Raw genomic sequence first — 23,295 nt, 5'->3', positions numbered from 1 at the left:
CATAATTTCATCTTCTTCTTCTTTTGATAATGACTTAACTTTAGCTTTAGACTTCTTCGTAGACTTTCTTTTAAAGTCATCAAATGAGTCTTCAACATCTTTATGTATCCAGACATCCCAAATCTTTTCTTCATACGTTTCTTCAATGAGATAGAGTACGAAGTCTCTGTAGTCATCATCTAACTCGAATGTAGATAGTAGTTCATTTACATTGCTGTATCGTTTGTAGAGGAGGTCTTTGAACTTGTGCTCCCCAAATCTGATAATGAGGATAGCTGTTTGGTAAAATTTACAAGCTCTTCCTTCTTGAAGAACGCAACAATTAATCCGATATAGTCTTCAAAGTCTAAATCCATAATTGTCGCAACATCTGTTTCAGTTAAATCTGCTAAGAAAGCATTTAATTCATCTTGAACTTCTGGTAACTTCTCTGTCAAAGCTTCAACCAATACTGCAATTAAGTTACTCCCTTTTTTCCTAACATCTTCCATTGCTTCTTCTGGTGTTGAGCTATTAGCAAATACCTCTGATACTAAATCTTTAACACCTAATTTTGATAATAGTCGCAATATCGTGAACGTATCTTGACCTTTTAGTTTTCTCATATCTAATGTCATATGTTATCTACTCCTTAAATTTAATATAAAAAACATCGATTCTAAGAACAGTTAGCATATGAATGGTCACATGCCAATCTGAATTGAGCTTAGAATCGATATTTTTAGGCATATTTTACTTGATTATGTTGATTATTCACTTCTAAGTGCTGGGAAAATCACACGTAATGGTAATGCTCTATCTGCCACTTGACCTGCATCAGCATGACCTCTTAATGTCATAGTTACAATCGCTTCATTGTTGTCTTCTACTGAAAACTCTAATCCGCCATCAGATAATACGTTGTCTAAAATAACAATGATAGGGTCATCTGAACCACTGTAGCGACCAACTAAACCAATATTAGTGATATAGTCAGAATTCTCTAATGTACCTTTACCTGTTACAATCGTTGCACCTTCTGGAGTTGTTTCACCATCTCCAGTTGAGACAGTACCATTGATTCCCATTTTGATTGTCTCAGCTGTTACTTCCTTAATATTTACTGACATTGATGCTGAAGCTGATTGTAACATCTTAGTCCCCACTGCATCTGTAAATACACCATCAATTTCTACTGTTCTATATTCTTGCTCTACTGATACAGATGACCCACCTGATGTTGCTCCGATAGGTTCACCTTTGAATTTACCTTCCATCGCATCAAATTCTAGGTTCTTATATAGAGCTCCTGCGTCCACAATGAAGTGTTTTGGCGTTTCAGCTGAATAACCTGTTGTTCTTACATTTTCTAATACCATTAAATATCATCTCCTTTAATTTTCCAATCTACCTTTACAATCAACTGCAATTCTCGTCTTTGTATTGAGTCGTTCTGTGTTGGTATATCTAAACTTCTACCAGTTCTTATATAGACAAACGCTTTGTCTAACTCTTGATAATTCTTATTTAATCCATTAATTAACCTGTTTTCTAACTCAAGTATATTCTTACTTGAAATACCGTAATCGAATATATTGATTGTCACACTAAACTCATCTCGAATATCATCTATGGGTGTGGATTCATAGTTATAAGTTAGGTATGGATACTCGACTGTCTTACTATGGTTCCACTTGTAATGTGATTCTTTATGTATTTCTTTTAATTGTTTATTTAGGAATGATGTAAACCAGACTAAATCCATTTAATCACCTACCTTTTTTAGTTCATCTTTGATTGCTTTTTCGATATTGTTTACATTGTCTTTGAATGCTGGTTCAAGAAAAGGCTGAGGTTTCTGTCCTGTTGTAGTCACCCATTCACCATTTGGCTTCTGATATGTCCAGGGAGTTTTACGTCCTAAACCATTCGTTGCGAACTCACCAGTACCTTTTTCAACAAAGATAGCGTATTCAGTGTTTGTTCCAATATATCCAGTGATAGTATTCGTTCTAGCCCCTTCAACATAGTTATTAATAGACTGACCTAATTTCCCTGTATCCACTGGAGCATTAAGTTTAGCTTGAGTCTCAACTGTCTCTGAAGCCTTAGTAACTCCTTTATAAACCGCATCCTGTAATTCTCTGATAATTTTGTCTGAATTGTCTTTAAAATTTGTCATAACATCACTTACTTAAAGATTATCTCTAAAGTAACTGGTGAGGCTTCTGTAATAGTTATGGTATAGATAAATCCAGCTACCTCTTTTGTCTGGTATGAGGAGTTGTCAAAATATCTTTTTGCTCTGATGTATTCTCTATCAATAGCAGTATTGTTTCCAAAAAATTTCGACCCTCCCCTTAAGTAATCTGTACCATTAAAGAAATATCCAATTGACCCTACTTCAAACCCATCAATAAACATGTTTTGAATCTCTTCAGGTCCACCTCTGTCTTTAATCATCTGAATTAGCTCAGGAGATTTAATCTCAGGTAAGTATGTAGTTACATTGCCCACCTCACTACCCATATAACCAATATTACCTACATATTCATAAATAATATCTTTGGTAGGTTCAACATACTCAAATAGCTTTTGCTGTCCTAAGTAGACCGCATTAATAAAATTGTCTCCAAAATAAATTATATTGTGTTTATTAAAATTAATATTCATATCAATCCACCACCAGATAGAGAGTATTTAGGTCCTTAACTTCCAAACTGTCATAATCGGCTTGGGATATTGCTTGATACCTTAATGAGTCTCCTTTCGGACCAGTTTCACCCTGTAAGCCTTGTTCTCCTTGTGGACCTTGTAGACCACGTTCACCTTGCTCACCTTGTTCTCCTTGTGGACCTTGTAGACCAGTCTCTCCTCTTATTCCTTGCTCACCTTGAATACCTTGAGGTCCTTTGGGACCTTGCACTCCTTGAGCACCAGATAAGTCAGAGATATACTTAAATTCCTCACCGCTCCATAAATACAACCTTGCATTATCAGGGTCATTAACATTATCTGTACTAATCATGACAAAATCATTCTCTGATAATTCCTCACCATTCAACTTATCAACAGAACTAAATGTTTTAGCAATAGTGAATCCCTTACCATCGACACCTTGTTCACCTTGAATCCCCTGGTCTCCCTGTGGTCCTTGAGGTCCTTGAGGTCCTTGAGGACCAGTATCACCTTTAGCACCACGCTCTCCTGTATCGCCTTTTGGTCCTTTTAAAGCATTGAAAAAATCATGTATTGTACCAGCATTGCCACTGTCTAACCAAATCTCATAAGCTGATTTACCATCATTTCCATTTAATCCTTGTAAGCCTCGTTCACCTTTTGGACCTATATCACCTTTCTCACCCTTTGGACCCATTGGACCCATTGGACCTCTAGTGGGTTCTAAAGCCCTTAACTCTACTCTAGTCACATAATCAGATAAGTCTATGTTTTTAATATCTATTACTAAGTCTGCTAAATCATCATGGGTTACAAAATATGTGGAGTCCACATCGTTAAATACATATTCAGTAATCATATCCTTAAAATAATCTTCGAGATAATCATCAATGACTTCTCGTTCACTTATCTGTCGTTCAAATTTCAGATAAATCTCCAGATGGTCATCATATCCTGTTGGATTATCAACAAACGTAATCCTGTATCTCATGTCATCAAAATCTACTACCATTTGTTCTCTAATTACATCTTTATAATCTGCAAACCACTCTGTAATAAGAATGTGAGTTGACTGTTCAACTGATGCATTTTGTACGTTGTTCTCATTCGTACCTGTCATCAAATCCAAGAATCCACTTGAGATTAATACCGTCTGATAATCTTCTTCATATCCACCAATTCCATCTTCCACTTGTATGAGCTGTTTAACTACAAACTTGTCCATCCTATCACCACCTAATCTTTCTATATTTTCTAATAAACGACCAATATGATGATGGGATTCCTTCAACATTATCAGATGAGTTCACATCATGATAGGTTACTGATGTTCTACTAACACGTTCTGTCTTCACACCAGTCTTATTAGCCATCTTAGCCTGATATCTGATGATTTCCTTCAAACTATTTGCTATGTCAACTGGATAGTCTATTTTAACTACGAACGCACCTCTATCAGTAGAGTCAATGAATTCAGAATCAACTGTTAAGATGTTTTTACTTACAGATATGATGTTATATAACCCATCATTAAATTTGGTCCCAACAATCTCAACTCTGTCTCCAACTTTAAATCCAATGATTTCATCAGCTGTAATTATTCCATTATCGAAGAAAGACAAATTACGATTCTTGATATGTTTATGGTGGAATTTATTATTAGTTAGTGTTCTTACTTTTTGCTCCAAAGCATCGATATCATCTTGCGTGATTGATTTATCTATCTTCTTTGCATCTAAAAGTTTTAGCATTTTACCACCTCTTTATATTTATTCTAAAAAAAATGGGACGACTACCAACTGCTTGATAATCGTCCCTAGTGTTATTTAATTGTTAACTATTATCCTGCTGGAGCTTCAGCTGGTTTTAGCTTGATGTAAACAACTGCTAATTCATCAGCTGATACTACTTTTCGTCCGTAAACGTTTAATCCTCGAACAATATCACCGAATGAGTCAGTAGCTCTATTTGATTCTGATTTAACTACTTGATTAGCGAACGATGTAGCTTTAGAGTTACCTCCAACTGCGGCTGTATAGTTAGTTGTAGCTTTTAAGTTGTTAGACTCAATAATATCAAATCCTCCAACACGACCTACAACTCCTGAAGCTAATACAGTTTCATTTTTAGTAAAACGTGAATCCTTAGCTAATAATCCGATTGCAAATGGTGGTAATACTAAACGGCGGTTAGCTTTTGAAACATTCTTCTCGTTTAGTGTAACACCTAAGTCAACAATTGTGTCATAGATATTATCTTTATCCACTTCAATTGGTGTACTTGCTGAACCAACCTTGATTCCTGCTCCAGTTGCCATTACTTCATACAAGTCTTTATCAAGTTGCTCAGCCATTGCTACACCAGCACGTTCAGTGGCATTATCAACAATAGAGATATTAGATTGTGCTTCTTCAATATCATCAACAATGAAGTTATAAGATTTAGCTGTGTCGATAACTAATGTTTGTTGAGTAGAAGTTAGCGTTTCTGGTGTACCTAATGTACCGTTGTAATCTGAAACTGTTACATTTCCAAATTGGTTGATTTTTACGGTATCACCCATGTTAGCAATTTCACCTTGGTAGTCTGTGTTTACCATTGCTAAAGCTGATAAGTTTGCGTCCAAGTGATTAGCTAAACGTGCGCTCCAAATAGTTGGAATAAAATTCTTCATAGTCATAATTTAATCATTCTCCTGTTTTAAGTCTTATTGACTGTATTTTTTTGTAAATAAATAAGCCTTCTTATGAGGCTTTTGTTTCTTCTTGTTCTTTTAAATAATCTTCATAGTACTGCCAATGGTAACCGCCAGAGGTTTTGCTTTTACCTTTACAACAATTTGATATTGCTGGAGGGACGACTCCACAGAACTGTGAAGCTTCTAAAAGAGTGTCAAATACCTCTTCAGTATCTAAATTAATTACTTTCGTTGCTGTAGGAGATAGCTTTCCAGATTTCCCATACATAGAATTATTCTTACCTGAAGCTTTCATGCTCATTAGTTTTTTAGTTTCCTCTGTATGTTTCATCCCTGTTCTACCAGTTAAAACACCATTCTCCCAATTTCTTTTACTAGCTTTTCCAATCTTAACCTTAGTCTCTTTTGTATGCTTCTTACCTCTTCTAGAATTTCCCATTTTTATTCTAGTCTCTTCTGAAGCTATACAACCTAATCCTCCACCGTCTAAATTCAACCCATTAGGCGATAAAGTTTCTAGTTTAGATATCCAATATATTTCTTTTTCATTTAACTCGTCTTCATTACTCGCAAAATCAATCTCTTCAACAGTAAAATTATCTTTACCATATTTATTAATTGAGTGAGTTAATAAAGAGAAATATTGTCTATTGTTACAATGCTGTCTAAACCTTGTCTCTATTGGTTGTATTGTTTGCCCTACATACTGCTTACCATTAATCTGATTGGTGATTAAATAAATAACTCCATAAGTCATCTAACCACCTTTCCTATTGGTTAGATAAGCTTTCACTAATCAGAGACCAATTGCTATTTATCTCTTCTGTAGATAGATTGCTCAGTTCATCAAATGAGTAAGTCTTATTACTATCACCTTTCTCAAGTGGTTTACTGATAATCTCTACATCTTCTTTCTTGTCTTCTTTCACTTCTGTTTGAGTACCAAAATGACTTGGCAACTCTTCTTTGAGCTTATCTACCAACTCATCAACCTTCTCAACATCTTCAACTTCACCAAGTTTAAACATTAAATATTCAGTATCTTGCCCACCTTTAGCTGTCAGCGCTTCTTTTACTTTTTGAGTTTTTCGCTCGCTATCAAGTGTTGCTTGTGCCTCTTCATATTTAGTCTTGTAATCCTCTAGTTCAGATTGAATTTGTTCTAAACCTTCTTTAGACTCACTAGCTTTAGAAATAGTCTCATTAGCTTCATCTAGCTTAGTCTGCAATGCCTCTACAGCTTCTTCATGTTTTTGTTTTTCTGCGTTCAATGCTTGACCATGCTCAGCAAAAATCTTATCAACCACTTCTTTACTTAGTTCCAATTCGTTTAATAGATAATCTCTTTTCATTTTTTTATTCTCCTTCATAATGTTTTACTTGGTATGACCAAGAGTTGGATTAGTCATTTATCGCATGACTGCGAACAGTTAGTTTAATGACATAACTAGGTCAATACAAATTAAGCCTCAAGCTAGTGTTTAGCTTCAGACCACTCTTCATATGTCTTATAATTTACCAATTCTGTACCTGTCTTATTGCCTTCTTCATCATATACACTTACACGTCTCGTTATAGGCTTATTGTCTTCAATTAAAGTTACAACCTTGCAACGACAATGGATGTCTTCTTCAGCCACTCCAAAACCACCTGGGGCTTTAGCTGTTGAACCATTCACTTCGAACTCTTCATCTATCCCAACAACCTGACCATCTAGGTGTTGATGTGAGCCACGTGTGCGATTATCTAAAGATGATACCCACATCTTCTTAGCCTCTATACCAAGTGATTCAGCATGTTCCATACTGTTTTGTTTAGCTGTACCACTAACACGTGTACTCTCAGTCCTAACTATTCGAATAGCTTTGTTGTATTCAGTGTTAAGTTCCTTCTGTAACACGTCTTTGATATCAGGCATAAGCTCCTTAGCAATCTTCTGAGATGATACACCAGTTAGCAAAGTATTGTCTAACCTATTCACGACACGTCCAGCTAATTGTTCTGTGTTAGAGTACAAGTTCTCACTCAATCTCTCAGCTAGTTCATCTTCACTAAAGTTAGCTAATGAATAAGCTTGATTCAAATCAACTCGATTGAAGTCTATATTTAGATGTTGTGTCGCATCATAAAACACTTCATCCCAGCCTAATTGTTGCTTCAATTGTAAATATGATAAGCTCTCATTCATTATCTCTTCATAGTTCTCATACAAAACACTATTCACTTGACTCTGCATGTCTTGTAATGTTGATGCTCTAAACAACTGCCAAAACTTAATCTTATCTTGACTGAGCAAATCTTCCATCTCAAACTCTAGTGTCTTCAATGTCTTCTCAAATATACTTTTCAACCGCTTCTCAGTCGCTTTATCAGCCTTACCAGTGATTCTAGCTAACTCTTTCTGCCACTTATTCAGCATCTTACTCACCTACGTTTAAAGGTTCAATGTAATCCTCACTCTTAATCAGCTTAATGACTTCATCTGATTCTAGTCCTAACTCTTTAGCCAATAATTCAGCTAATAATTGTGAATCTAATATCAATGATGTATTCATAACTGCATTGATTCGAGTTAGCAATGCTTGTGCTTGTAAGTTCTCTTGCTCTGCAAGCTCCTTTTCATTTGTCAAAGCTGAACGATTGAATACAACTTCTATCTCTGACACATCAAATGATTGGTTAGTTAGCTCTTTGATGTTCTCTAGAATCAACTCTAACATCTGATTTAGCACCTTTCTCAATCTCGTTTCTGTCTTATTAGCTTTGATGTCTAACAATGAATATCTACTCTTAATTCCAATGTTAGTTAAAGCTCTATCACCATTTGAATTACCTGAACTATCAAAGCTCATTGAGAATCTATAGATAGCTTCCTTATCAATATCTAGCTTAGCTTTTCGTGCTTCATATTTAACATCTAACTGATGTACGTCTAATCCACCATCCTGTGATACTCCAATGGTCTTTCTAGTTTGTAAGTTGTTAACTAGATTATCTAAGCTATCACCTTCAAAGCCTCTTACAGCGTAGATAGGATAGTCAAACTCTTGTAGATTGTTAGATAAACTTGAAGCATTTAAGTCGTAGTTATCGATTAAGTCTTTGATACCATTTAAATCTGTCGTTTGCTGTTTGTTGTTCTCCATTAATAGAATAGGGAGATTCTGAGCCACATTTGGCTTATACAGTGTGTCACCTTTCTTCAGCATTCGATAAGGCTGTGGGTTCATAGTCTTTGTCTTATCAATAGCATATGAGTTATTATTCTTCACAAAGTAATATACACCTTCTGCTGTAAACACTTCAGCCTTTTGAATCGTTTTCTGCTTACCATTTTTATCAGCTTTCACTGTATAATGTCGAATCACTTGAGATAGTTCACCGTATTCATCATTCAAGAATATTAGATTGTATGAATCAGCAATCTCGAATCTTATCATCCCTTTGCTGTCATAATAATAGTGAACTCCTTCTCTCCCTTTTAATGATGCTCCTTCGACTAAATCATTTAAAAGTTGATGGAAATTGGGGTCTATATAATTCTTTAACAGTGACTCCAGTTGCTCATTATTAGTCTTGAACTCTATCTGTTGACCTAATAGATAATTAACTTTTTGGTCTATGATTTCAGTATAAAATGGATACGGAATCTTAATATTGCTACGATTTTTCTCTTCTTTGGTTACACCATCTGAGTCAACGTAGAATAAACGATAATCTAAAATATCATGCTCCTTTTCATAGTAGCGTTTAGAGACTTTCATATCTTTCTTTTCAGTTGAAATCAAGTCTTGATTGATTATTTTAGTTAGCTCTGCACTTGCACTATATTTTGTTAAATCTATCAATTGAACACCTCCTTTGTTGTTGTAATGACTATACTAGCCAATTACTTGCTTGTCCTTCCATCTTGTCATATATACCTGTCAATGCATCAGGTGCATCATCATGTTTATTCTTGCCTTCTCGCTGATAACTCATTAAGTCCTCATACAGGTCTCTCCAGCTCGTCTCCCATCCATCTGGGAAATAAACGTTCTGTTGTACCCATGATGAAGCTGTGAGTATCCTTGCAACTTTGTTCTTACTTTGATGGAACCATCTGATTACTGTTCTATTAGAGTCATACTTTTCTTTCATAATCCTCTCAACATTTCTAGCAAATCCTCTACCACCATTGTTACTTTCTATGTGTGCTAAGTTGACTCCATTTTCTATTAGTTTCTTAGCCACTAGAGGTTCTGTTATCTCCATAGAGTCTTTAGTATTTATATAGTCAATCACATAAGCTTGTTTATCTTTGATACCGTAGATTAACCCTGTGAGCTTATCACTACCAGTGTCCGCTGTATCAATGTAAGCCTCAATCCTCTCAAACTCAGGTAATGTCTCATAAGTCTTAAATTCCTTGTAAAGTCTCCCCTTAACATCAATAGGTTCTTGCTGATAGTTGGATGAAGCAATTTCAGGACTCATTGTTCTGCTCTTTCTCTCATACTCTTCCAGTGATAAGATATCATCACATAGCATTGTTCCATCATCTTGTTTAGCCTTTAAGTTGATATGCTTAACCTTATAGCCAATCTCAGGTAAGTCACTCAATGCTTTACCAGCTAAGTCCTTACTGTTCCAACGTGTCATGATGAGAATAATTTTACCACCTGACTCTAGTCGAGACAGCATAGTATCTGTAAACCAAGTCCAATGGTCTTCTAATACTCTAGCATTGTTAGCTTCCTCAGCGTTCTTTATCAAGTCATCAATTAATATTAGATTAGCTCCCATCCCAGTAGCTGTACCAGTTGGTGAGGTAGCAAGGTAGTTTGTCTGCTCTGAACCCTCTAATGCCCACTGACTAGCCGATGCTTCACCATACTTAACCTTTGTATCAGCAAATATATCATTGTAGACTAGATTTTTATCTAACTTCTCAGTCGCAATAGTGTTCCTAACACCCTTAGCAAAAGTAGTAGATAGTCGCTCATTATATGAAGCTGTCATAATCTTTGTCTTATAATCTTTACCTAATACCCACGTTGCTAACATCTGTGCACTCAATGACTTACCATGTCGAGGTGGAACGTTTATAATTAATATATCATCCTCAGACTCTAAAAACTCTTGCATTGAGTTTGTGAGTAGAGCTAAATAGCTTCTATTCTTCTTGTAAAAATTAGGCATCATCAATTGACAATACATATAAAAGTCTCTTCTCGCTAACTCTTTCTTAGCTTCTAAAACTAGCTCTTTACTTATCTTCATCTTCATCATCTGCTTTAGCGATAAACGCAACTAATTCCTCTGCTGACAACTCAGTCATTGGATTATTTACTACATTCACTTCAGATTTAGCGGTTACTTCAGATATATCAACAGCTTTATGACCACTTCTATCTAAAATATCTCTCACGGCATAAAAACGTACTGTGTCTGAATCTGAGTCAAGCAACTCATTTAATGTTCTAAATGCTTTACTTGTCATGTTCTTCAACACTTCTCTTTCCATCTTAAACTTCAGCTCTTGAAAGCGTTCATCTTTTTTCCAGTTGATTATCGTTTGTTCTGATACCTTTAACTTGCCAGCGATTTGCTTTTGATTTAACTCACCGCTTAACATCAACTCAATACATTTTCTCCATTTCGTATTCATAGCCCACAAATCACCTCCAAGTTAAAATTTGTACAATAAAAAAAAGACATCAAGCTAATGATGTCTCAGCTTCTCACAGCTTGTTTTCCTCTACTATCTTGTTTACTCTCTCTATTTCCTCTTCCAGTTTATTAACTGAAATATCATATGCTTTTTGGTAAATTCTGTATTTTTTGTATAAACTAATGAAATAATCAATTGTTGTAAAAGTTGCAAAAAACATTGCAAAAAACATTAAAATCATTAAGATATTCATCATTAATAATCATCTCCATTTTAATAATTTATTCTGGTTTTGTATCATCATTAAAATTGCTAAACTTAGTTCTAACCTTTTTAACTCTAGCTCTTCTTTTAGCTTTTCGTTTAGCTTTGATTTTCTCAGCATTCACTACACCATTTATAGCTCCTGCTACACCTGCTATAATAAACACCCATAAAACTATCTGTCCCATATTAATCACTCCTTTTATCATTATTTTAATTAAATTATCTTGTTACGCTTTAAAAATCTATAATACTCTTCTATCTCACTCTCACCCAGAACATCATACTCATTGCCACTGAACAGTTTGTCAAAGTATTCTCTTAAATACTCATCCCTAAATAATACTAATCCATTCACTGTCTCAGTCTGATTAGCGCTCCTGGCATTGTATAATAATGAATGGTGTCCAGTATGTCTTTTATTCCATTTTCTAGTCCAGTAAAATTTCTTTCCATTTATCGGTATGTATGATTTCCTATCACCCTTCTTTGCTAAATGCTCCCTACTATATTTACTATCTCTCGCTACATGTATATAGTAAAATCTATCCTCTAACAGAATGGTAATATCTGAACCAAAGTTGTAATCCAAGTAGAACTCTTTATCACTTCTTGGCATCTTAACATCATAATTATCTATAACATACTCTTCTACCTGAGCCTCAATCACGTAACTATTATAAGTTCTATCTAATCTACTTTTAACAGCTCTGATTAAATCCTCATCCCATGTAAAAGTATGATTACCTAATGAGTATCCACACCATTGATTTGGGTTATCGGCAAAGAATTCTTCGGCTCGCATCAGCCCTCTCTCTATGTATTCTTTTTGACTTGGAATTCGTCCAAATTCTTTTTTTAAGGCATCGAATAAATCGACAACCCCATACCCATGAACCTTTTCAAAATATTCATTCGTGAAACGCTCAATATTCACTCTCTCAAATTCTTTAGTTGTTAATAATTCTTTTATTTTCATTAATAATTCTCCTTGATTAGAAGAACTATCAATTTACTCTCACACCCTCTCTCACAAAATTGATGTTCGTATTTTATTTTATTTCTATTCTTTATTTTTAGTGTATATCTCTGAATATCTAGTCAAAATATCAGATAAGTTATCATCCATTTCGTACAGCCAGAATCTATTTTGAGTTCTCTCATTTATATCTGAGCTTAATACCTCTACTCCGTGACTTTGAATGAACTTCATTTGCCTGTATGAATAGCACTTGTAGTATAATTGCTCCCCTCTATCAATCATTTAAATCAACTCCTCTATAATCTCTTTCATCTCTATAATGTCAGTGCACATTACCATAACAAAATATGATTATATTGATTTCAATTTATTGATTATACAGTATACATCTGAACTTCTTCTGCTTTAAAAATATTTTCATCTTCATAAACAATTGGATGACCTAAGGTATTTATGATTTCTGCATACTTTACACCCTCATCTAACTCAATTAATTTACTACGTAATCTCGGCTTATTATTAAACCTCAAATTCAGCTCAGGATAATCTTCTTTAAACGCTTTGATAAGTCTGTCAGCAATCCGTTGCAACTTACTATCTATATTACTCCTGTATGTCTGAGTTATGCGCTCAACCTCTTCATTCGTATCATCCTCTAACAGCAGATGATTAGCCTCCTCTAAGGCATCCAAGAACTCTATCTGAGACTCTGTTAAGATGTCTTCTTTCCTTTCTCTGAACCAAGCTTGTATAAAGCTCTCTTTGTAAGCGCTTTCATTTCCCTGCTCAATCATCAAATCAATGGGTACCGCTTCCCCATCATCATTAACTAAGTCAGAGAAGTTTGAAGGATTAAGGAATACCTTTGCATGTTTATCCCCATTCCTTACACGTCTGGAAAACTTAGCATCATGCTCCTTTAACACATCCCACTTAGCTCTGCTGTATATGTACTTAGAAAGCTCCTCAGCCTTGCCCTGTGGCTGTCCAGGGCTCTGACTAACCTCTTCTATAATCTGCTTCCACTCCCTCTCAGAAGCCTCAAAAGTGAGCATAACCTCATAGCAGTGATAGATGTAGTTGCTCTGAAAAGCATGGTAATTGTAGTTGAATCTTCTCTCTTTGTATGCCTGTCCACACTGGACATTTAAGAACTCATTGTTGATTTCGTAACGTAAGTCTAAATTCTTATTTTGGATAGCCTTTAACTCAAACCACATTCCAAACACTTCATCAATATATTCCTTAATATTTTCATTCATTTATCATCCTCTCCATAATTTATTTTGTTTTAATTAGATACTTCTGCGCCTTATACTATTTTTAACCATGGGTTTTCATCTTCATTAAAGCTATACTCATCATCATTATCTGCTACAGCATCCGTATATGCATCAGGTTGAGAGAACAAATCTGAACAGTGTAAATCATCATCTTCACTCTCAGAACTCTCTGTAGTGTCTATACAGCTCTCAGACTCAGCTTGAATCTCATTTGCTCGCCTCACAACCTCATCCTCAATTGAGCCCCAAATCTCTGGTTTAGCTTCTTTAAATTGTTGGATTTTATCTCTGTTGTTCAGATAGATATCGACAAACTTAACAATAATTGGTTCATCAGTGATTTTCATTACTTTTTTAGGTTTGAAATCAATCTCTTTGTAGGCATGTTTTATATCAACTAATCGTTCATTATCAATTTCAGATGATGTTTCCGCCATAGCGGTAAAGAAGCTCTTCATTAAGAATCTTTGTTCATACTTAGCATAGAAATGCTTCCATTGATTTTCAACATGTTGAGGCTGTTGGGCTTTTACAACAAACAATAAATTCATCTCTGACAGCTTCTTGATTCGTTTCCCAAGTGTGTTTTCTGAAAATCCAATTCTTTGAGCCATCACTTTCTGACTCACAAATGGGAATGCCTCCCTTAAAGTTCTGATAGTTTTAATATTGTTATTACTAAAATAATCATCTAAATCATCAACTCTATTCACACCTGTAATGACAGTAGTATATGATGCGATAAGTTTTATTTTCTCAGTATCAGTCTCATCTAATTTAGTTAGCTTAATAAGAGCATCAACAGAGCAAGTAAAATATGAACGTCCTTTAGTTTTATCCTCGCTTAAAACAGTAATCTCTTGCTTGAAAATGTATTTGATATTATGTTCGTTCAAATCAACCTTATCTGTATATACTGGTTCCACTGAGATAATGCCTTTGCTTATCAGTAGTTCAATTGAAGCCTGAATCCTCTTTCTATTCTTAAATGTATTCTTTGCCTTAAAGTTAAAAACATCATGTATATCTGATACACTAATCGGTCTAGTAGCCCAAGCACTTTGCATGTTTGCCTTCTTGTATCCACTATCCCATAATGTATAGCTTGCTATTGATAAATGTGTCGCTACTAGCCAAGTCGAATCCACGGCATCATCTGCACTTACTCTATAATTACTTCCATCTTTAGCAAATCCAATCTGTGATATTGGAAATTCATACGTAACTGAATCAACAAACTCATTATATGATTGACTATCCTCTTCAAATATTGCATACACCTTTTCAACCAGTTGGTCCTTTTTATTATTTTTACTCATAAGTTTTTACACTCCTTTATTTTTTAAAAGTTTTATAAATTGTGATAAACTGTAAGCGCCCCGCGCGCACAGTAATATTAGTTCTTTAATACAATCGGTTCTTTAATATATAGGTTCTTTAATAAGCGCAGTTTGGAAGTGTCTAAAAACAAGGGCTATCTCTCGTACTAGTCTAGGTTCTTACCCTGTTTTTACAGAATTCCAATCGTTCCAAACACGACTTTAGCGTGGAACAAAAGTGTTCCAAATGGAAAAATGTGATGGAACAAAAGTGTTCCAACTCAACTTACCCTCAATTCATTATATTCTTCAACTGACTCTATTAATTCACGGCTACTTTCAAACATCCAAAATTGTTTGCCTGTACTCACGGCATAGGCTGTTGTGATAAATTTAAAGTTCTTATCCATTAAGTAATTTCTCATTGGCTTGCTGTAGCAATAAAAGTATTTATTGTAATTTGTCATGGTTAAACATCTCCTTGTTAATTTTATAGATTTCATACTTTCTAAAAATGTCCGTATATGACATTTTTGGCAGAAGGCTTTTTTAAGCCACTACATCTTTCCAGCCATCAACAAAATTCTTCACTATCTTATCTGCTACCTCATTCTTCTCGAACAGCCAGAACTTATCAAAGCTTGTTAAAGCATGTGCGACACATATATACTCCTCATTAGCATCCATCAGCTGATTTCTTAAAGCTTTGTTATACACAAAATGGTAGTTATTTCTCTTCATATCATTCCTCTCCTTGTTATATGTCTAATTGACATTGTCTAACTTTGACCATCATCTTAGTTAAAGTCGCTTTCATTTATTTCGTAGTAATCATCATTATAAATCCAAGTAACTGGTTCTGAATAAACAAACTCACCACGTTCCTCATCAAACCAATCATAAGTTATACTGTAAACTTCCTCTAATTTTTCCACCACCTCAAAATCATCTAATCTGTAATCATCTCTTGTTATTTTTTTCATTATCATTCCTCTCCTTGTTAATTTTATATTTATTTTTTACCGTAATATTTCTTCATTCTATCTTCTCTTAGTTTACTTGCATTGGCTTTATAATACTGTTTATTATATTCTAATACCTCATCCTTATTTTCTTCGTATCGTTTCTTTCTTCTTTCTTTTACACACTCTTTACATTCATTCTTATAACCATTTTTCATCCTCTTATCTTTATAATATTCTGTTAATGATTTTTCAATCTCACACGTTATACATACCTGAGTTTCTTCCAACATATCTCTTTTCCCCCTTCTATTCTAGAAACTTTAACATTTACTTTAAAAAAAATATTTCTCTCTCACTTCTAATTACAGTATACCATACTTCCAACCGAAAGTCAAGCTTTTTATTGAAATATTTTTATATCAATTTAATTATATTCACTATATTTTCTGTTCTATATTATGAATAAGATGATTATTACATTTGTGTTACAAAGTTGATTTTAAATTGACTCCATAAAAAAAAGAGGGCCTATAGCCCCCTGGTGAATAGGTGTATATTTTTAGTAATCAATACCTTTGATAAGTATCTCATCAATAAAAATAACTGGTGTTGTGTTTTCGCTACCTCTTACTGTCTCATACCCCTGTAACCCAGTCAATATTCCATAAACATCTACATCATCGCCTTCTACTAGTCTATTTTCTGGTAATGAAGTAAAGTACGCTTGATATATCATATCAGAATCGCCATTTCTCATTAGCATAGCCATGGCATTATCACCATCTTCAAAGTACTGAAGGACTTCAGCATAGAATGTGTGTTTAGTTCCAAGTTTACCACTTCGGTCTCGCATAATATCTTCATAAGCGATGATTTCATATGAATCTGGATTGAATGCTTCTTCTTCAGGTTCAGGTTCAACGGGAGTAACTTCTTGTTGCTCTTCTAAAAATTTTTCCCTAATTGAATCAGGTAATCTATCACTGTCTATACTACTTAAATCTTTAATTTCAGAATTATCCAGTTTAGAAGTTAGATTCATACGAACTCCTGTTCCAGGACCCATCAAGTCCTTAAAGTCTTCTCCATAAAAAACTTCAACTTCCGAAGTATCAGAAGTATTAAATGAACCACTTTCACTTTTGTCTTCTGGTATTCGTTTAAAATCATCTTCATTTGCATCTTTATCTAATATTAGTGCTAGGTTATATAAAAGGTCATGATTACCATTAAGTTTCTCATATAATAATATCTCGATAAATTCCTCTCCTGTATCTTCTTTTTCAGAAAATCTTACATAGAAATCATAGCCAGGACCAAAATCCTCCGCATATTTAATGTTAGGGTCATCAAATTTAATTCCTACACCTTCCTCTTTTGAGTCTTTACTTATATATCTAGTTTCAATCTCTTTAGTTTGATATTTATTTTTTATCTCATTAACAATACGATTTATCCAGCCATTCCTAACATATACATCATAGTCTTCAGGATAATCCTCAGAAAAAATGTCGTTATAAGAATATTCTTCCTCCGCATATACACTGTTAACAGAACCTTCATTGACACTTGGAATAAGACTAGTACCGACTAATAAACATGAAGAAGCAAGCAACATTTTAGCTATTTTTTTCATTGTACACCTCATTAATATTTTATAAATAAATATTATCAAATACAGCCATCTTATGCTAGTACTATTTTGATATATAAAAAAGAGCCCCTTATTATGTGGGACTCATCTAGACTATCTATTCAATTTTCTTAACTCATCAATGACTTCATCGTTGCTATAATGTAAGTATTTTGTCGTTGTTGCGATTGAACTATGACTCAATGCTTTACTCACAACAGCTATATTTATTCCAGTTTCAAGCATCCTCTTTGCAAAGCCACGTCTTAAGTCATGTGCTCGGATATTCTTTACACCAAATCTTTTTTGATATTGTTGAGTTCGTTTACTGTATAATTTCGCAAAGTCTGTTTTCTCAAATAGATGTGGCTTTGAGGATATAAACAGCTTTTCACCTGTGTAGCCAATTTCTTTGTTCCAGGCATCAAGTCTCTTTATCAGCATTGCTAAGTCGTCTGAAAATGGTAATTTAAGCCCTTTGTGATTTTTCATGATACTTGGTGGGAAGTTAACAAGATTGTTTTCGAAATCAAATATATTCATTTCAATATTCTGTAATGTATTCATTCTGATGCCTGTTTCCCAGATAAACAGTATTGCGGTAAAATCTCTGAATTCGATATAATCATCAAAATCTAACATATTGAACAACACCATGATTTCTTCTTCAGTTGTTCCCTCTTTGACTTCTTCATCTACTCTGATGTTGATATCTTTCCAGAATGCGTATTCTATCATTCCTCTATCTAGGAACTTTGTCAGTACAGCTCTTACAGCTTTTAGTCTTGTACGTCTTGTTGAAGGCTTAGCATTCTCGTTTAATTGAATGTAGTTCATTAAGCATTGTCTATCTAACTCATCTAAGTAGTGTACTTCATTGATTTCACACATCTTCATCATATGTATATTATAATCTGTCAATGTTCGTTCTCGATATCCCAGTAATTTATGCTCTTTAATCAAATCATCTACTGCATCTTCTACTAAAATTCTACCTCTATTGCTTGAAAAATTCTTACTAAAGCTCATCTGTTTCTTAAATTTTTGCATAAAAAAGAACCTTCTCTCCATCGAATTTTTTAGTCCGATTTATGAAAAGGTTCGTTCGCTTTGATTATATAAAGTCAATGAAAACATGCTTACATTGACACTTTCAGTCTATATTTCACCTGCGACCGTTCGCTTAGAAGGCGAATGCTCTATCCAGCTGAGCTACTAGACCAAATCAATACTGACAACTCTTATAGTATAGCCCATGATTGACTGAATTGTCAATAACAATATTAAAAGAGTTGTCGATATTTTTCACTAAATCAATGTTGTATCTTCATCTGGTTCCCAAGGTGTTTTTTCGTCAATATGATCGTAGAATAAGATTCCTTTTATGTGATCAATTTCGTGCTGTACAACCACCGCTTCATAATCTCTTAAACGAATTTTCTTTTCGTTACCTTCTAAATCATTATATTTAACCGTTACACGTTTAGGTCTTGGAACGATTCCTGGTACTTCGCGAGGAACTGAGAGACAGCCTTCGCCCTCTTTCAACGCTACTTTTTGAACCGCATGGCTTATGATTTTTGGATTAACAAAGATTTCATCAATCAGAGGTTCAGTTTCATTTCCCTCTTCATCATAATCCATTAGATATACAGCAAATATTTGTTGGTCGATACCAATTTGTGGTGCTGCTACTCCTACGCCTGGACGCAAGTTATATTTTTCAGCCGTTTCTGAATCTTGGCTGTTTATTAAGAATTGTCTCATAGCCACAGCTGTCTCTTTCAATTCTTCATTGATTGGAAACTCTACTGGCTTAGCTTTTTCTCTTAAGATTGGTTCTTTTTCAGGAACAAAATCTTTCATTGTTATCATATTATTCCTCATTTCTTATATCAGTTAGACGTCGTCGATATCCCGATAGTATATAATACTGATATTCTTCATTAAATTCAATGTCTTTTATTAAAGTTTTTTGTCGGTATAGCGCTAATAATTCTGCTTCTTCAGGTTGAATTTCTACTTGGAATTCTTCTGCATTCGATATACAGATATCCCAAATCGCTTGTTTTAAAGTTTCAATACCTTTTTTGTCCAGTGCAGAGATAGTTACGTTTGGTTGCAATGTCGGTTCGAAACCTGAATCTGCTTTATCTATCTTGTTGTAGACAGTTAAGACTGGGATATGATACATATCTAACTCTTTTAACAACTCTACGACGGTATCTTCATGCATATTGCTTGCTGGATGAGAGGCATCTACGACGTGGATTAATAAATCCACAAAGCGAATCTCTTCCAATGTTGAATTAAATGCATGAATTAATTCTGTAGGTAGTTCATCAATAAAACCTACCGTATCTGTAATAGTGAAGGCATCATGACCGTTAATTTCTAACTTACGCGTTAAAGGGTCTAAGGTTGCGAATAATTGGTCTTGAACATACGTCTCACTTTCAGTTAATTCGCGTAACAAGGTTGATTTCCCTGCGTTTGTATAACCTGCTAGACCAATATTAAATTCTCGCCCTGACTGTCTTCTAATACGCGTTCTTTCACGGTGTTCTTCCAATTGTTTCAAGTCTTTCTCAATCGTATGAATGCGACCTCGAATGACACGACGATCTTGTTCTAGTTTAGTCTCACCGGGTCCTCTAGTTCCAATCCCACCGGCTAGTCGAGATAATGATGTCCCTTGTCCGATGACTCTTGGAAGTAAATATTGGTATTGAGCTAGTTCAACTTGAAGTTTCCCTGCTTGGCTTCGCGCTCTTTGAGCAAATATATCAAGAATCAATTGTACACGGTCAATGACTTTTACGTCAAGTTGTTCTTCTAAATACATATTTGTGTTTGGTGATAATCTATTTAAAAAGATAACTAAATCAATATCAGAGTTAATGACAAAATCACGAACATCCATTAGTTTTCCACTACCTACGACGGATTTCTGATCGATGCGTCTTAATTTTTGAGTGATTTCTCCAACCGGTAGACCATTAGCTGTCTCAGTTAGTGCCTTCATTTCTTTCATGATCGTTTCAAATTTTAAATCTGAAATGTTTTCTGTTTGTACTCCGACTATAAGTACCCTCTCGGGGTGATTTTCAGTCTCTATCATATTTTTTTATCAACCTTTCAATTATTCTCTATATGTTCTTTCACTATACGTGAAGCTTCGTTTATTGCGCGTTCTTCATTCGTCATATCGATCCATTGTGGGTGCTTCATACGGTTTCTAAACCACGTTAATTGTCGTTTGGCATAACGTCTGGAGTTTTGTTGAATTGTTTCAATGACTTCTTCTTTATCCATTTGATTATTGAAGTAAGGCCACCATTCTTTATAGCCGATACCTTTCACACTTTGCCAATCGGCACCTTCTGCCTGATCATATAACCATTTTGCCTCGTTTTCTAAGCCGGCTTTGACCATTTCATGCACTCTTAAATTTATTCTATCATATAATGCTTCTCGTTCGCGATTTAATACTAATAAGCATTCATTAAATACCGATTCTTTTGTGTCGTGTCCTGTTTGACTGGAAAAAGACCTTCCCGTTACTTGAATAACCTCAAGCGCGCGAATGGTTCTACGAACGTTTTGGTATGGGATTTTCCTGGCTGCTTCTGGATCGAGTTCGTTCAATCGGTTCCACATGGCTAAATCACCTAATTCTGACGCTTGTTCTTCTAACTCTTTTCGAACTACCTCATCTTGGCTATCGTCTCTCCCAAATTCTAAGTCGTATAACAAGCCTTCTAAATAGAGTCCTGTTCCACCGACAATTATTGGTAGTTTCCCTCTTTGATGAATTTCTTTGATTAATTTTGTAGCTTCATGTTTAAATTCACTTGCGTTATAAGGTTCTGAAACTTCAAGAATATCAAGCATATGATGGGGAACGCTGTCCATTTCAGAAGGCGTAATTTTTCCTGTTCCGATATCTAAGTGCTTATACACTTGCAGACTATCGCCATTGATAATCTCACCATTAAATTCTTTCGCTAAATTAATACTCAGTTGCGTCTTTCCTACACCTGTAGGTCCTGCTATGACGAGTATCGATATTGATTTTAAATCCATGTACATTATCCTTTATACTTACTTTTTCATTGGGTGATATTCTTTTAATAATTCTTTAGCCATACGAAGTGATGTTTGAGTCATATCTCTTCCTGAGAGCATGAGTGCTATGGCTTCAATGCGTTCATTCGGTGATAATTGCTTCACATTTGTGACTGTCTTTTGATCTTCGACTTGCTTAAAGATATACAATTGTTTATTCGAAATCGCTGCTACTTGTGGGAGATGTGTAATACAAAATACTTGATGGTATTGGGATACTTCGCGAATCTTTTCAGCGATGGCTTGTCCAACTCGGCCAGAGACTCCAGTATCTATCTCATCGAATACCATCACTTTGGGTGATGTTTCGCGACTAAATACGGTCTTCAATGCCAACATAAAACGCGATAACTCTCCCCCACTAGCGACTTGAACTAATGGTTTTTGATCTTCTCCCAGGTTAGTTGCGACATAAAACTCCACACTATTAAATCCAGCTGGTGTTAATCTCACATTTTCATCGATGTTAACCATGCTTAAAGCAGTATCAATACTAGGTTCACTAAATCGAACTGTAAAGCGGCTATTCTCCATATACAAGTCTTTTAATTCTGCTTCAATAGCTGAAATTAAATCTTGGGCAATGGATTGTCTTTTGTCATTAAGTTGTTTAGCTTTATCTAACGCACTTTGATAAGCTTCACTCAATTGAGCTTCAAGTTCAGCAAGATAACTTTCCCGATGAATAATTTGATAAACTTCTTCAGATATTTGGTTGAAATAATCTAATATCTCACTTAATTCCATCCCATACTTTCGCTTTAAGCGACTTAATTCGCCTAATCGGTCTTCAACTTGATCAATGGTTTGATTTTCTTCATCGAAGTCATTATCAAGTGCGGCCAATTGATGACTGTATTCTTCTAAATCATATTTAGATGACGAGAGTCTGTCATGGATGTTTGAGAGTTGGGGTTGATAATCTTTAATCTCTTCTAATAGTAACAAGATTTGATCTAATTGCGTGATGACACTTTGATCTGATTCGCTAAGTAAACTATTAATAGTGCTCATATTTTGATTAATTTGTTGAGCGTGTTGCAATTGTTTACTCATCTCTTCGAGTTCCTCATCTTCACCAATAACTATTTGCGCTTCTTCGATCTCATTAATTTGAAATTCAAGGAAGTTTACTCGTTGGCGGTCATTCGTATCAGATTGCTGAGCATCTAGCCACTCTTTACGAAGTTGGCTATAAGTCATATAAGCTTTCTGATAGTTCTCCAACTCTTTTTTAATTCTTTTATTGCCATAATTATCCAATAAAGATAAATGCTTTGTACGGTCTAACAATTCTTGATGTTCATTTTGTCCATGAATATCTACGAGATAGTTCCCTATTTCTTTGAGTAAGGTGACGTTAGCTAATTGACCATTAATTCGAATGGTATTTTTCCCTGATTTATTAATTTCTCGTCGAATAATCAAACCATCCATGGCTATATTAACCTCTAATCCAAATTCGACTAGGACATCTTCTAAGTCTTCAGGTATTTGCTCAAAAGTAAATAAGCCTTCAATTAATAATTTATCGTCTCCGTGTCGAATATAACCACTTGACCCACGACCACCACAAAGAATACCTAGGGCATCAATAATAATTGATTTCCCGGCTCCTGTCTCACCTGAAAGAACCGTCATCCCTTCGGTAAAATCAATATTCACTGCTTCAATAATCGCAAAATTCTCAATTGTTAAACTTTGTAGCATAA

29 protein-coding genes are annotated in these 23,295 nt (G+C 34.8%); all 29 read right to left on the bottom strand.

Going from position 1 to position 23,295, the window contains the following annotated elements; all coding sequences use genetic code 11:
- Nucleotides 1–206: 206 nt before the first annotated feature.
- The 29 genes from ACEN33_RS00720 to recN all read right to left on the bottom strand — a co-directional run bounded on the left by ACEN33_RS00720 (nt 207) and on the right by recN (nt 23,293).
- On the bottom strand, nt 207–617 hold the full coding sequence (locus ACEN33_RS00720) for a hypothetical protein (protein ID WP_407094362.1): 411 nt from the start codon (nt 615–617) through the stop codon (nt 207–209).
- A gap of 132 nt (nt 618–749) precedes the next feature.
- Nucleotides 750–1,358 (bottom strand): hypothetical protein, encoded by a 609-nt coding sequence (locus ACEN33_RS00715; protein ID WP_407094361.1) that lies wholly within the window; start codon nt 1,356–1,358, stop codon nt 750–752.
- The gene (locus ACEN33_RS00710; RefSeq protein WP_407094360.1) at nt 1,358–1,744 is read right to left on the bottom strand and encodes a hypothetical protein; all 387 of its coding nucleotides are present in this window, start codon (nt 1,742–1,744) and stop codon (nt 1,358–1,360) included. The genes ACEN33_RS00715 and ACEN33_RS00710 overlap by 1 nt, the downstream gene beginning before the upstream one ends.
- Nucleotides 1,745–2,161 (bottom strand): HK97-gp10 family putative phage morphogenesis protein, encoded by a 417-nt coding sequence (locus tag ACEN33_RS00705; protein WP_407094359.1) that lies wholly within the window; start codon nt 2,159–2,161, stop codon nt 1,745–1,747. It abuts the gene before it with no gap.
- A gap of 8 nt (nt 2,162–2,169) precedes the next feature.
- Nucleotides 2,170–2,652, bottom strand: a complete 483-nt coding sequence (locus ACEN33_RS00700; RefSeq protein WP_407094357.1) for a hypothetical protein — start codon at nt 2,650–2,652, stop codon at nt 2,170–2,172.
- A gap of 1 nt (nt 2,653) precedes the next feature.
- Nucleotides 2,654–3,883, bottom strand: a complete 1,230-nt coding sequence (locus tag ACEN33_RS00695; protein WP_407094356.1) for a hypothetical protein — start codon at nt 3,881–3,883, stop codon at nt 2,654–2,656.
- Between the two features lie 4 nt (nt 3,884–3,887).
- On the bottom strand, nt 3,888–4,409 hold the full coding sequence (locus ACEN33_RS00690; protein WP_407094355.1) for a hypothetical protein: 522 nt from the start codon (nt 4,407–4,409) through the stop codon (nt 3,888–3,890).
- An 89-nt stretch (nt 4,410–4,498) separates the two neighbouring features.
- A complete protein-coding gene (locus ACEN33_RS00685) occupies nt 4,499–5,338 on the bottom strand; it encodes a P22 coat protein - protein 5 domain protein (protein WP_407094354.1) in 840 nt (279 codons plus the stop codon).
- 64 nt (nt 5,339–5,402) lie between these two features.
- Nucleotides 5,403–6,113, bottom strand: coding sequence for a GIY-YIG nuclease family protein (locus ACEN33_RS00680; RefSeq protein ID WP_407094353.1), 711 nt, complete (start codon nt 6,111–6,113; stop codon nt 5,403–5,405).
- A 13-nt stretch (nt 6,114–6,126) separates the two neighbouring features.
- Nucleotides 6,127–6,708 (bottom strand): hypothetical protein, encoded by a 582-nt coding sequence (locus ACEN33_RS00675; RefSeq protein WP_407094352.1) that lies wholly within the window; start codon nt 6,706–6,708, stop codon nt 6,127–6,129.
- 122 nt (nt 6,709–6,830) lie between these two features.
- Complete coding sequence (locus tag ACEN33_RS00670) at nt 6,831–7,775, bottom strand: phage minor head protein (RefSeq protein WP_407094351.1); 945 nt, start codon at nt 7,773–7,775, stop codon at nt 6,831–6,833.
- A 1-nt stretch (nt 7,776) separates the two neighbouring features.
- On the bottom strand, nt 7,777–9,204 hold the full coding sequence (locus ACEN33_RS00665; protein WP_407094350.1) for a phage portal protein: 1,428 nt from the start codon (nt 9,202–9,204) through the stop codon (nt 7,777–7,779).
- Between the two features lie 28 nt (nt 9,205–9,232).
- On the bottom strand, nt 9,233–10,618 hold the full coding sequence (gene terL / locus ACEN33_RS00660) for a phage terminase large subunit (protein ID WP_407094349.1): 1,386 nt from the start codon (nt 10,616–10,618) through the stop codon (nt 9,233–9,235).
- Nucleotides 10,605–11,006 carry a helix-turn-helix domain-containing protein gene (locus ACEN33_RS00655; protein WP_407094348.1) on the bottom strand — a complete coding sequence of 134 codons (402 nt, stop codon included), beginning with the start codon at nt 11,004–11,006 and terminating at the stop codon, nt 10,605–10,607. The genes terL and ACEN33_RS00655 overlap by 14 nt, the downstream gene beginning before the upstream one ends.
- 73 nt (nt 11,007–11,079) lie before the next feature.
- A complete protein-coding gene (locus tag ACEN33_RS00650; protein ID WP_407094347.1) occupies nt 11,080–11,265 on the bottom strand; it encodes a hypothetical protein in 186 nt (61 codons plus the stop codon).
- 25 nt (nt 11,266–11,290) lie between these two features.
- Complete coding sequence (locus ACEN33_RS00645) at nt 11,291–11,461, bottom strand: hypothetical protein (RefSeq protein ID WP_407094346.1); 171 nt, start codon at nt 11,459–11,461, stop codon at nt 11,291–11,293.
- A 29-nt stretch (nt 11,462–11,490) separates the two neighbouring features.
- A complete protein-coding gene (locus ACEN33_RS00640) occupies nt 11,491–12,252 on the bottom strand; it encodes a hypothetical protein (protein ID WP_407094345.1) in 762 nt (253 codons plus the stop codon).
- 377 nt (nt 12,253–12,629) lie between these two features.
- The gene (locus tag ACEN33_RS00635; RefSeq protein WP_407094344.1) at nt 12,630–13,517 is read right to left on the bottom strand and encodes a hypothetical protein; all 888 of its coding nucleotides are present in this window, start codon (nt 13,515–13,517) and stop codon (nt 12,630–12,632) included.
- A gap of 50 nt (nt 13,518–13,567) precedes the next feature.
- Nucleotides 13,568–14,857: a hypothetical protein gene (locus ACEN33_RS00630; RefSeq protein ID WP_407094343.1), complete on the bottom strand. Its 1,290-nt coding sequence runs from the start codon at nt 14,855–14,857 to the stop codon at nt 13,568–13,570.
- Between the two features lie 281 nt (nt 14,858–15,138).
- Entirely contained in the window at nt 15,139–15,324 is a 186-nt protein-coding gene (locus tag ACEN33_RS00625; protein WP_407094342.1) for a hypothetical protein, read from the bottom strand.
- An 82-nt stretch (nt 15,325–15,406) separates the two neighbouring features.
- Nucleotides 15,407–15,598, bottom strand: a complete 192-nt coding sequence (locus ACEN33_RS00620; protein WP_407094341.1) for a hypothetical protein — start codon at nt 15,596–15,598, stop codon at nt 15,407–15,409.
- 56 nt (nt 15,599–15,654) lie between these two features.
- Nucleotides 15,655–15,840: a hypothetical protein gene (locus ACEN33_RS00615; protein WP_407094340.1), complete on the bottom strand. Its 186-nt coding sequence runs from the start codon at nt 15,838–15,840 to the stop codon at nt 15,655–15,657.
- Between the two features lie 29 nt (nt 15,841–15,869).
- Entirely contained in the window at nt 15,870–16,112 is a 243-nt protein-coding gene (locus ACEN33_RS00610) for a hypothetical protein (RefSeq protein WP_407094339.1), read from the bottom strand.
- A gap of 269 nt (nt 16,113–16,381) precedes the next feature.
- Nucleotides 16,382–17,458 (bottom strand): hypothetical protein, encoded by a 1,077-nt coding sequence (locus ACEN33_RS00605; RefSeq protein ID WP_407094338.1) that lies wholly within the window; start codon nt 17,456–17,458, stop codon nt 16,382–16,384.
- 111 nt (nt 17,459–17,569) lie between these two features.
- Nucleotides 17,570–18,505, bottom strand: a complete 936-nt coding sequence (locus ACEN33_RS00600; RefSeq protein ID WP_407094337.1) for a tyrosine-type recombinase/integrase — start codon at nt 18,503–18,505, stop codon at nt 17,570–17,572.
- Nucleotides 18,506–18,763: 258 nt separating this feature from the next.
- The gene (gene def, locus ACEN33_RS00595; RefSeq protein WP_407089199.1) at nt 18,764–19,330 is read right to left on the bottom strand and encodes a peptide deformylase; all 567 of its coding nucleotides are present in this window, start codon (nt 19,328–19,330) and stop codon (nt 18,764–18,766) included.
- Between the two features lies 1 nt (nt 19,331).
- Complete coding sequence (hflX, locus tag ACEN33_RS00590; protein ID WP_407089200.1) at nt 19,332–20,576, bottom strand: GTPase HflX; 1,245 nt, start codon at nt 20,574–20,576, stop codon at nt 19,332–19,334.
- A gap of 17 nt (nt 20,577–20,593) precedes the next feature.
- Nucleotides 20,594–21,541 (bottom strand): tRNA (adenosine(37)-N6)-dimethylallyltransferase MiaA, encoded by a 948-nt coding sequence (gene miaA / locus ACEN33_RS00585; RefSeq protein ID WP_407089201.1) that lies wholly within the window; start codon nt 21,539–21,541, stop codon nt 20,594–20,596.
- A gap of 18 nt (nt 21,542–21,559) precedes the next feature.
- A complete protein-coding gene (gene recN, locus ACEN33_RS00580) occupies nt 21,560–23,293 on the bottom strand; it encodes a DNA repair protein RecN (RefSeq protein ID WP_407089202.1) in 1,734 nt (577 codons plus the stop codon).
- Nucleotides 23,294–23,295 lie beyond the last annotated feature (2 nt).

It is taken from the genome of Ruoffia sp. FAM 24228, assembly GCF_045528575.1.
GTDB classification, from domain to species: Bacteria; Bacillota; Bacilli; order Lactobacillales; family Aerococcaceae; genus Ruoffia; species Ruoffia halotolerans.
This window is presented reverse-complemented; position numbering and strand designations above follow the sequence as displayed.